General features: G+C 56.9%; 9 protein-coding genes and 1 pseudogene. All 10 read right to left on the bottom strand.

Annotated elements, in window-relative coordinates; genetic code table 11:
* Positions 1–337 (bottom strand): annotated as a pseudogene (locus DTF_RS27370) (hypothetical protein); the annotation flags it as partial.
* Between the two features lie 70 nt (positions 338–407).
* Positions 408–1,166: an HAD family phosphatase gene (locus DTF_RS0117380; protein ID WP_035057807.1), complete on the bottom strand. Its 759-nt coding sequence runs from the start codon at positions 1,164–1,166 to the stop codon at positions 408–410.
* A gap of 152 nt (positions 1,167–1,318) precedes the next feature.
* Positions 1,319–2,779 carry an NADH-quinone oxidoreductase subunit N gene (locus tag DTF_RS0117375; RefSeq protein WP_027716356.1) on the bottom strand — a complete coding sequence of 487 codons (1,461 nt, stop codon included), beginning with the start codon at positions 2,777–2,779 and terminating at the stop codon, positions 1,319–1,321.
* A gap of 47 nt (positions 2,780–2,826) precedes the next feature.
* On the bottom strand, positions 2,827–4,377 hold the full coding sequence (locus DTF_RS24230) for an NADH-quinone oxidoreductase subunit M (RefSeq protein WP_035057804.1): 1,551 nt from the start codon (positions 4,375–4,377) through the stop codon (positions 2,827–2,829).
* Positions 4,378–4,416: 39 nt separating this feature from the next.
* Positions 4,417–6,357: an NADH-quinone oxidoreductase subunit L gene (gene nuoL, locus DTF_RS0117365; protein WP_027716355.1), complete on the bottom strand. Its 1,941-nt coding sequence runs from the start codon at positions 6,355–6,357 to the stop codon at positions 4,417–4,419.
* 48 nt (positions 6,358–6,405) lie between these two features.
* Complete coding sequence (gene nuoK / locus DTF_RS0117360) at positions 6,406–6,714, bottom strand: NADH-quinone oxidoreductase subunit NuoK (protein ID WP_027716354.1); 309 nt, start codon at positions 6,712–6,714, stop codon at positions 6,406–6,408.
* 26 nt (positions 6,715–6,740) lie between these two features.
* A complete protein-coding gene (locus DTF_RS0117355; RefSeq protein WP_027716353.1) occupies positions 6,741–7,244 on the bottom strand; it encodes an NADH-quinone oxidoreductase subunit J in 504 nt (167 codons plus the stop codon).
* A 21-nt stretch (positions 7,245–7,265) separates the two neighbouring features.
* Positions 7,266–7,661, bottom strand: a complete 396-nt coding sequence (locus tag DTF_RS0117350; RefSeq protein ID WP_027716352.1) for an NADH-quinone oxidoreductase subunit I — start codon at positions 7,659–7,661, stop codon at positions 7,266–7,268.
* A 27-nt stretch (positions 7,662–7,688) separates the two neighbouring features.
* The gene (nuoH, locus tag DTF_RS0117345; protein ID WP_369798628.1) at positions 7,689–8,720 is read right to left on the bottom strand and encodes an NADH-quinone oxidoreductase subunit NuoH; all 1,032 of its coding nucleotides are present in this window, start codon (positions 8,718–8,720) and stop codon (positions 7,689–7,691) included.
* A gap of 53 nt (positions 8,721–8,773) precedes the next feature.
* Positions 8,774–9,736, bottom strand: a complete 963-nt coding sequence (locus DTF_RS0117340; protein ID WP_027716350.1) for a tetratricopeptide repeat protein — start codon at positions 9,734–9,736, stop codon at positions 8,774–8,776.
* Positions 9,737–9,745: the final 9 nt, after the last annotated feature.

Raw genomic sequence — 9,745 nt, 5'->3', positions numbered from 1 at the left:
GATAGATGTGCGGGGGGGGATTGAGGGTCTCGTGTCGTATCATCGATGCGTCACCTTTTTGCACGCCATTGCCATGTCGCCCCGTCTTGGCGAAACCGAAGGCCTTCTCCCCGTAAATAATCGGCCAGGTCTCGTGGAAACCATTGACGAACGTTCCGTTCTGAAAGGCTGGATTCCCCTCCTCGAAATTACCGCGCAGCCCCAGATAACCGTTTCCAATGGAAAAGAGAGTCTCGGTCTGGGCGAGAAAGCGAGGATAAAATCGGGTCTCGATGATTTTCCAGCCGTCGACGGGATAGATGTGCGGGGGGGGATTGAGGGTCTCGTGTCGTATCATCGATGCGTCACCTTTTTGCACGCCATTGCCATGTCAGCCCCCTGAAAGCGCTTCCCGATCTGGGACCCGGTCAGGGAAGAAACTCCCCCAGGTCTGCGACGACGATATCAGCCCCACCCCCAAGCAGTGCCTCGGCGTCGTCGTGGCGATCGACTCCGATCACCAATCCGAATCCGCCTGCCCTGCCGGCCTGGACGCCGCTTATGGCATCCTCGACCACAACCGTCCGCGGAGGCTCGGCCCCAAGCAGGCGGGCGGCCCTGAGAAAGGTGTCGGGCGCCGGCTTCCCTGGCAGATGTTCACGCGCCGCCACCACGCCGTCAACCCGCACTTCGAAAAGGTCGTAGATGTTGGCGGCCTTAAGGATCGCCTCGCAGTTTTTGCTCGATGACACCACCGCGGTCCTGAATCCCTGCCCGAGAAGGCGTCGAACAAGGACAACGGAGTTCTCATAGACGTCGACACCTTCGGTGGCGAGAATCTCATTGATCAGCTCGTTTTTGCGGTTGCCGAGTCCGCTCACGGTTTCCCAGCCGGGCGGTTCCGAAGGCTCGCCCTGGGGAAGCTCGATTCCGCGGGAGGCAAGGAAATCCCGGACCCCTTCATATCTCGGCTTTCCATCCACATACTGCCGGTAATCCGCGTTGAGGTCGAAGGGGAGGAAAACCTCTGCTTGCCCGTCGGCGCGTCGCTTGAGGAACTCATCGAACATCCTCTTCCAGCAGAGCGCATGAACTTTTGCCGTATCGGTCAGCACTCCGTCCAGATCGAACAGCACGGCATCGAACCGCTCCCTCGTCAGCACCCCCTGCAAAGGCCTTTCATGCATCTGCTATTCCTCGCGATCTTTTTCAATTTACCAGACCCTATAAATCTAACTCTATTTTCAGGTATTTGCAAAACAACACTCTTTCTTTCGAGGCGAAACGAAAAAACCCCGAACGGGGTCGGGGTTTTTTCGAATCATGTCAGAGGACAGGATCAGAAGATTGCGAGCTTGGCCATTTCCATCACTCCGCCGGGAATAATTCCCAGGTAGAGGATTCCGGCGAGGGCCAGAATTATGGAGACGACTGTTCCTACGTGCATGGTCACCCATCCGTAATCCTCGGTGGGTTCCTTGAAGTACATGGCTACCATCACCCGCAAGTAGTAATACAGGGAGACGGCGGAATTGAGCACCCCGATCACAGCCAGCCAGATGTATCCAGCTTCGATGGCCCCGGCAAAGATGTAGAACTTACCGGCGAATCCTGCCGTGGGCGGAATTCCCATCAGGGAGAAGAGAAAGACGGTCAGGGCCACGCCGAGGAAAGGCCGCTTGTAACCGAAGCCGGCGAAACCCTCCAGAGTGAGGTTGTCCTCACCCTTTTTGCCGGCCAGAACGAGGACGGCAAAGGCGCCGAGATTCATGAATGTATAGGCCAGCAGGTAAAAGAGTACGCCGGAGATTCCGATAGTGTTGGCGGCGACAATCCCCACCATCGCGTATCCGGCATGGGCGATGGAGGAGTAGGCCAGCATCCGCTTGATGTTGGTCTGGTTGATGGCAATCACGTTGCCGACGATCATGGTCAACACGGCAAGGACCCAGAGCAGAGTGGTCCATTCTTCCTGCATGCCGCCGAAGGCCAGCACGAGGACGCGGATAAATCCGGCGAAGGCAGCGGCTTTTGGACCTGCGCTCATGAACGCCGTCACCGGGGTGGGCGCTCCCTGGTAGACGTCCGGAGTCCACATGTGGAAGGGAGCGGCGGCGATCTTGAACAGGAAGCCGACGGAGAGAAGAAGCATTCCGGCGACGGTCATCGGATTGCCGAGAGCCGCCGGATGAGCGGCAAGATACTGTCCGATATCTGCAATGTTGGTGGTTCCGGAAACCCCGTAAATCAGCGCGATTCCGTAAAGGAGAAAACCGGTGGAGAAGGCGCCGAGGAGAAAATACTTGAGCCCCGCCTCGTTGGAGCGTGTCTGTCCGCGGAAGAGGCCGGCTAGGACGTAGAGGGAGATGGAGAGGACTTCGAGACCGAGAAATATGGTCATCAGGTCGGTCCCCGAAGCCATCCACATGGCGCCCGCCGTTGTAAACAGGATCAAGGGATAGTATTCGCCGATCGGGTATCCTTCACGTTTGAGATATTCATCGGACATGAGGATGGTAAGAGCCGCCGCCACCAGGAAGGTGATATTGAAGAAAGTGGCGAAATTGTCCAAGGCCACATGCCCGGCGAAACCGAACTGAGGATTGTTCCATCCCGCTACGGAGACCAGGCCGGCGAGAACCAGTCCGACGACGCTGATCCAGGCCACGTGACTCGTCTTCCCTCGGGGGGAAAAGACACTGACGATCAGGAGCACCAGACCGAAACAGCTCAGGACCAGTGAAGGCATGATCGCCGCGAAATTGACGTTCTGCATGGCTATTTGCACCAGATTTTCCATGGAAATGCTCCTCCGGAGGCGGTGTTATCGCTATTCGAATCTTTGCTTTATTTCAGTTCCAGGTGGTGCGGATTGACCTGCAGAACGACGGCCACCTGCTGTTTTCCCTTCACCTGATCGATCAGCTGCTCCAGGGCCGGATTCATCTTCTCGAAGAAAGTGTTGGGGTAGATTCCGATCCAGAAGACGAACAGCAGCAGGGGAAGCATCAGAGCAATTTCGCGACCTGAAAGGTCTTTGAGTTCGGCATTCTTGGGATTCTTCAGCTCGCCGAACATCACACGCTGGAACATCCAGAGCATATAGACGGCGGCGAAAATCACCCCGGAAGTGGCGGCCACTGCATACCAGCGCAACTCGCTTTCGAAGGCTCCCATCAGCGCCAGAAATTCGCCGACGAAGCCGTTGGTCCCGGGAAGCCCGATGGAGGAGAAGGTGACGATCATGAAAATGGTGGCAAAGATCGGCATCTGCTTGGCCAGGCCGCCGAATTCGGAGATCTCCCGGGTGTGCCGGCGCTCGTAGATGAAGCCGACGATAAGGAAGAGCGCCCCGGTGGAGATGCCGTGATTGATCATTTGAAGCATCCCCCCGGCCATCCCCTGCATGTTGAGGGCGAAGACCCCCAGCATGACGAAGCCCAGGTGAGCCACCGAAGAGTAGGCGACCAGTTTCTTGACGTCATCCTGCATCATGGCCACGAGAGAACCGTAGATGATGCCGATGACGCAGAGGGTGGCAAGAGCCGGCATGAAGGTCTGCAGGGCGTCGGGGAACAGGGGCATGGCGAAGCGCACGTAGCCGTAGGTTCCCATCTTCAGCAGGATGGCGGCCAGGATGACCGAACCGGCGGTGGGCGCTTCGGTATGGGCGTCGGGCAGCCAGGTGTGGAGCGGAAACATGGGAACCTTGATCGCGAAGCTGAAGGCGAAGGCGAGGAAGAGCCAGGTCTGCAGCTCGGGAGCAATGCTAAGCTTGTAGAAGTCGGCGATGCTGAAGCCGCTGATGTCCACTCCCGACTGCACCGCGTGATAGTAGACGTAGATGATGGCCACCAGCATCAGCAGCGAGCCGACGGCGGTGTAGATGAAGAATTTGACGGCGGCGTAGATCCGGTTCTTTCCGCCCCAGATGCCGATGAGGAAGTACATCGGAATCAGCATCAGTTCCCAGAAGATGTAGAAGAGGAACAGGTCGAGGGAGACGAAGGCGCCGAGCATGCCGGTTTCGAGCAGCAGCAGCAAAGCCATGAAGCCCTTGATATTCTTGTCCACCGCCTGCCAGGTGGACAGAACGGCGATCGGCATGATGAAGGTGGTGAGCAGGACCAGCCACAGGCTGATGCCGTCGATGCCGATGTTGTAGTTCATCTGAAAATAATCGCCGATGTTGATCCACCGGGCGAATTCGGTGAAGTGCATCCCGCCGGAGGTCTTGAAGACATCGGCGAAGGCGAGGGGCAGACTGATGAAAAAAGTTACGAGGGTCACGGCCAGGGTAAAGCCCTTCAGCAATCCTCCGTTTTCCCTGGGGAGGAAGAGCAGCACCAGCATCCCCAGCAACGGGAAGAAGGTCATCAGGCTGAGAAGATTATCCATGGGAAATCGCTCCTTATATCGAAAAACTGACGGCGTTCTTTACCTGAGGACGTAGATGCCGACGATCACCAGCACCCCTATGACCATGGAAAGAGCATAGTTGTGCACGAAGCCGGATTGAGTGAATCGAAGACCCTTCGAACAGGCGTTGACGACCTTGCCGAAACCGTTGACGATGCCGTCCACCACCACCACGTCGAATCCTTTCCACAAGAATGTGCCGAGCCGCTTGGTAGGATTGACGAAGAGGGTGTCATAGATCTCATCCATATACCACTTGTTGAAAACGGCGCGGTGCAATCCTTGGAAGGAGGCCACGAACTTCCCGGGAAGTTCGGGCTTCTTCAGATACATGATATAGGCCAGCGCGATGCCGACCACCGCGATGCCTATGGATATTCCCATCATCCCGTATTCGAGTGCATGGCTGTAATGGCCCGTGGCGATCCCGTAGTTTTCCACCGAACTGCCGAATACCGGTTCGAGAAAATGGTGTATATGGTTGGCGCCGCCGAGGATGGCGGGAACGCCGATGTATCCCCCGACGATGGACAGGACGGCCAGGACCATCAGCGGCAGGGTGATGACGAAGGGCGATTCATGCAGGTGATGGCGGGCATGATCGGTGATGCGCTCCTTGCCATAGAAGGTCATGAAAACCAGGCGGAACATGTAGAAGGCAGTCATGCCGGCCGCGGCGGCACCCACCAGCCAGAGAATCCAGCTGCCGCGATTGGAGGCAAAGGCCCACCAGAGGATCTCGTCCTTGGAGAAGAAGGCGGAAAGACCCGGAATCCCGGCGATGGCTATGGTGGCGATGAGGAAAGTGATATGGGTGTAGGGCATGTGCTTGCGCAGGCCGCCCATATAGCGCATGTCCTGCTCCCCTGAAAGAGCGTGGATGACCGACCCGGAGCCGAGGAAGAGACAGGCCTTGAAGAAAGCGTGAGTCATCAGGTGGAAAACGCCGGCAGTGAAAGCGCCAACTCCCATGGCGAGGAACATGTAGCCGAGCTGGGAGACGGTGGAGTAGGCGAGCACCCTCTTGATGTCGTTCTGGGCCAGACCGATGGAGGCGGCAAAGATGGCCGTAGCTGCACCGACGATGGCGATGACCATCATGGTATCGGGAGCCATGGCGAAAAGCCCGTTCATGCGGCCGATCATGTAGACGCCGGCGGTGACCATGGTGGCGGCATGGATCAGGGCCGAAACCGGGGTGGGACCTTCCATGGCGTCGGGAAGCCAGGTATAAAGGGGAATCTGAGCCGACTTGCCTGTGGCGCCGAGGAAGAAGCAGAGGGTGACGATGGTGATCACCGTGCCGCCGGCGCCAAGCAGGTGTCCGTGTTGGGCGATCTCCGTGAAGTTCAAAGTCCAGACGCCGTGCTTGCTACCCAGGGTCCAGTAAAGAAGGAAGAGGCCGAGGAGAAAACCGAAATCGCCGATGCGGTTGACCACGAAAGCCTTCTTGGCGGCGTCACCGGCGCTCTTCTTGTGAAAGTAATAGCCGATGAGGAGATAGGAGCACAGACCGACGCCTTCCCATCCGATAAACATGACCAGGGCGTTGTTCCCCAGCACCAGCATCAGCATGGAGAAGCAGAAGAGGTTCAGGTAGGAAAAATAGCGGTAAAACCCTTCCTCCCCGTGCATGTAGCCGATGGAGTAGAGGTGGATCAGTGAGCCGACCCCGGTGACTACCATAATCATCAGCGCGGAGAGGGGATCGAGGAGGAATCCCCAGTCGACCTGCAGCTGTCCCACGGAAATCCAGGAAGCGACCACCTGCTCATGGGACTTGACCGAATCGCCGAGCAGGCGGAAGAAATAAATGCAGGAGACCATGAAGGAAGAAGCAATCGCCAGGGTGCCGATGGTGCCGATCACCTTCTCATTCTTGATCTTCTTGCCGAGCAGCCCGTTGATAACGGACCCCAGCAGGGGAAAGAATGGGATGAGCCACAGTTTGTCGTACATCTATATCTCCTCTAAACGGATTGAGCCCCTAACCGAACCCGGGTGAACCTACCACTTCAACAGATTGAATTCCTCAACGTCGATCGATTCCTTGTTGCGAAAGAAGGCGATCATCAGGGCCAGGCCGACGGCTGCTTCCGCCGCGGCCACAGTCATGACGAAGAAGACGAAGATCTGTCCGTCCATGTTACCCAGATGATGCGACAAGGCGATGAAGGATAGGTTGACCGCATTGAGCATGAGCTCGATGCACATGAAAATGACAATGGCGTTTCTCCGGGTGAGGACGCCCACGGTCCCCAGGGAGAACAGAATCGCGCTGAGCACTAGATAATGGTGTACGCTAACTCCGTGCATGTTCTATCTCCTGTCCTTGTCTACAGCTAGACGGTTCTCTTGGCCAGCACCACGGCGCCGATCATGGCTACCAGGAGCAAGATGGAAGTGATTTCAAAAGGCAGCAGAAAATCGATGAACAGAGCTCGCCCGATCAGTTCCGTATGTCCCACGCTCTGCACCACTTCATTGGTGATCTCTCCGACCGCCCCGGAAGGCTCGCCGCGACTCATGAGATACACCATCTGAAAGAGCACCAGGGCCCCAGCCACCGCACCGCCGGCGACGGAATGGGAGGTTTTGGTCCGGGTGACGGTTCCGAGGTTGAGCAGCATGATGACGAAGACGATCAGAACCATGATGGCGCCGGCGTAGACCATGATCTGGATGGCGGCCATGAATGGCGCCTTGAGCATGACGTAGAAAGTGGCCAGGCAGACGAAGGTCATCACCAGGGAGATGGCGCTGTTGACCGGGTTCTTGCAGGTGATCACCAGAAATCCGGAGATTACTGCAATCAGGGCGACCAGATAAAAAAACAGAATTTCCATGAGTTCAGCACTCCTATTTGCTTACTTGAGAAGCCGCTCTTTGGTGAAGTTGAAATCTTCGCGCTTGTAATTGGCCAGCTCGTAATTTCCGGTCATCTCAATAGCCTCGACGGGGCAGGCCTCCACGCAGTATCCACAGAAGATGCATCGCAGAAGATCGATCTTGTAGACCCTGGGATACTTCTCCCCCTTTTCGTTCTCTGCCGATTCTACGGTGATGCACTTTGCCGGGCAGACCGTCGGGCAGAGATAGCAGGCCACGCACTTCTCCCGGTCCTGGGTCGGCACCAGCCGATGCAGACCGCGGAACCGCTCGGAAGGCTGAAGCTTCTGCTTGGGGTACTGTACCGTGGTCGAATGCCCCGGGAGCATGTGCTTGAAGGTGATGCTCAGACCTTTGACAAACTCTTTGAACATGGGTCTATCCTCTTGTCTGGGTTAGGATTACTGCAGAAGGACGACGACGGCGCCTGTCACCACGATATTGGCCAGTGAGAGAGGGAGGAAGATCTTCCATCCCAGATACATCAGCTGGTCATAGCGGACGCGCGGCCAGGTGGCGCGCAACCACATGAAGAAGAACATGAAGGCGAAGATCTTCAACAGTAGATTGATCGCGCCGGGAAACGGTCCAGCCCAGCCGCCGAGGAAGAGGGTCGCTGCAATGGCGGAGATGACGATCATGTTGGCGTATTCGGCCATGAAGAAGAGGGCGTATTTCATGGACGAATATTCGGTGCAGAATCCGGACACCAGCTCCGTCTCTGCCTCGGGAAGGTCGAAGGGAGTACGGTTGATCTCGGCCAGACCGCATATCACGAAGAGCCCGAAGGCCAATGGCTGGGAGAAGATGTACCAGTTGGGGATAAAGGGGAGGGCCTCAAGCCAGGGACCCTGCTGGGCCTCAACGATGCCGCGCAGGCTCAGGGTTTCAGAGAGCATGAAGACAGCAACGATGGAGAGCCCGGCGGCGAGTTCATAGGAAACCATCTGCGCCGAGGAGCGGATTCCCCCCATCAGGGAATACTTGTTGTTGGAGGCCCAGCCGGCGAGGACAATGCCGTAGACACCAAGTCCGGCCATGGCCAGGATGTAGAGGATGCCAATATTCAGATCGGTGATCTGCATCGGAATAAGGTAACCGCCAATTTCCATGTCGGGTCCGAAGGGAATGACCGCAACGGTAATCAGGGCGGGGACGAGAATCATCATGGGCGCCAGGATGAAGGGCACTTTGCTCGCTTCGGCCGGAATGATATCTTCCTTGAAGAAGAGTTTGAGACCGTCGGCGATGGGCTGCAGAAGACCGTGCCAGCCTGTGTTCATCGGCCCGAGACGGGTCTGCATGTGGCCAATGACCTTGCGCTCCACCCAAGTGGCGTAAGCGACGATTCCCATGACCACGGCAAAGACGGTCACAATCTTCACCATCATTGCGACTACGAACCAGAGCGGCGCATTCGACAGACTCAACATTTCCATAATCTATCCTCTTCCTTAAAGCAGTTAGGCTCTTATTCTACGAGGAACTAAAATCCGGGTTTATGGGGCGTTGTCATCTCGCCCAGATGCTTTTGCAGATATTGGGCATCACGGTTGTTCGGGTTGATGGCCAGCGCCTTGCTCAGAGCTTCGCGGGCGGCATCCATCAAATCGAGCTGCATATTGCATTCGGCCAGGCGAACATAGGCGTCAGCATCCACCGGGTTGAGCTTGAGCAGTTGATTGTAGGCGCTGATGGCATCTCCGAATTCCCCCATTTTGCGATAAGCCTCGCCGAGCATGAAATATCCGGGAGCAAAACGGGCACTGGTTTCCACCGCCTTGCCGAACTGCTCGACGGCCTGCGGCATATCCCCCTCCTTGAACAGAGCCATGCCCAGATCGAAGCGGGCGGCAGTATAGGAGGGGCTGATCTCCACGACCTTGCTGAACTGGTCGATCGCCTTGGCGTGATCACCTTTCTGGGAGAGGACCATGCCGAGGATGTAGAGGGCCCGAGTGTATTTGGGATTGATCCGGATGGCCTGTTCAAGGGCTTCCTGCGCTTGATCCAGATCGGAATTGCGCAGGTGGGAGAGTCCCAGGCGATAATGGGTCTCGGCGCTGCCGGGATTGATCTTCAGCGCCTTGCGGAAGCTCTCCGAGCTCGCCGCCAGGTCCCCCAGTCCGTACTGGGCCATTCCCAGCTTAAAATACACACGGAAGGGTTCCCGCTCTTTTTCGAGCGCTTTGTTGAAGGCGTCGACGGCAAGCTGCAGATCTCCCCGGTCATACAGAGCTAGTCCCTTATAGTAGTATCCCTTGCTGAACTCCGGATTCTCGCTCAGAGCTTCGTCCCAAAGCTTTACGGCCTCGTCGATGAGTCCGCGGTGATAATGATCGAGCGCCCTCTGATGCAGGAACTCGACATTCTTCACCAGGTTGGTCCCGCACTGGTCGCAGAATCTGGACCGGGCGGAAACGGGAGACTTACACTTGGGACAGTCCATAAACTCTCC

It is taken from the genome of Desulfuromonas sp. TF (genome assembly GCF_000472285.1).
Taxonomy (GTDB): Bacteria; Desulfobacterota; Desulfuromonadia; order Desulfuromonadales; family ATBO01; genus ATBO01.
Note: the sequence above shows the minus strand (reverse complement) of the source record. Positions and strands in the feature narration are given on the sequence as shown.

Coding starts and splice junctions, on each gene's coding strand:
- DTF_RS0117380 (WP_035057807.1), bottom strand. CDS start 1,166: ATGCATGAAAGGCCTTTGCAGGGGGTGCTGACGAGGGAGCGGTTCGAT.
- DTF_RS0117375 (WP_027716356.1), bottom strand. CDS start 2,779: ATGGAAAATCTGGTGCAAATAGCCATGCAGAACGTCAATTTCGCGGCG.
- DTF_RS24230 (WP_035057804.1), bottom strand. CDS start 4,377: ATGGATAATCTTCTCAGCCTGATGACCTTCTTCCCGTTGCTGGGGATG.
- nuoL (WP_027716355.1), bottom strand. CDS start 6,357: ATGTACGACAAACTGTGGCTCATCCCATTCTTTCCCCTGCTGGGGTCC.
- nuoK (WP_027716354.1), bottom strand. CDS start 6,714: ATGCACGGAGTTAGCGTACACCATTATCTAGTGCTCAGCGCGATTCTG.
- DTF_RS0117355 (WP_027716353.1), bottom strand. CDS start 7,244: ATGGAAATTCTGTTTTTTTATCTGGTCGCCCTGATTGCAGTAATCTCC.
- DTF_RS0117350 (WP_027716352.1), bottom strand. CDS start 7,661: ATGTTCAAAGAGTTTGTCAAAGGTCTGAGCATCACCTTCAAGCACATG.
- nuoH (WP_369798628.1), bottom strand. CDS start 8,720: ATGTTGAGTCTGTCGAATGCGCCGCTCTGGTTCGTAGTCGCAATGATG.
- DTF_RS0117340 (WP_027716350.1), bottom strand. CDS start 9,736: ATGGACTGTCCCAAGTGTAAGTCTCCCGTTTCCGCCCGGTCCAGATTC.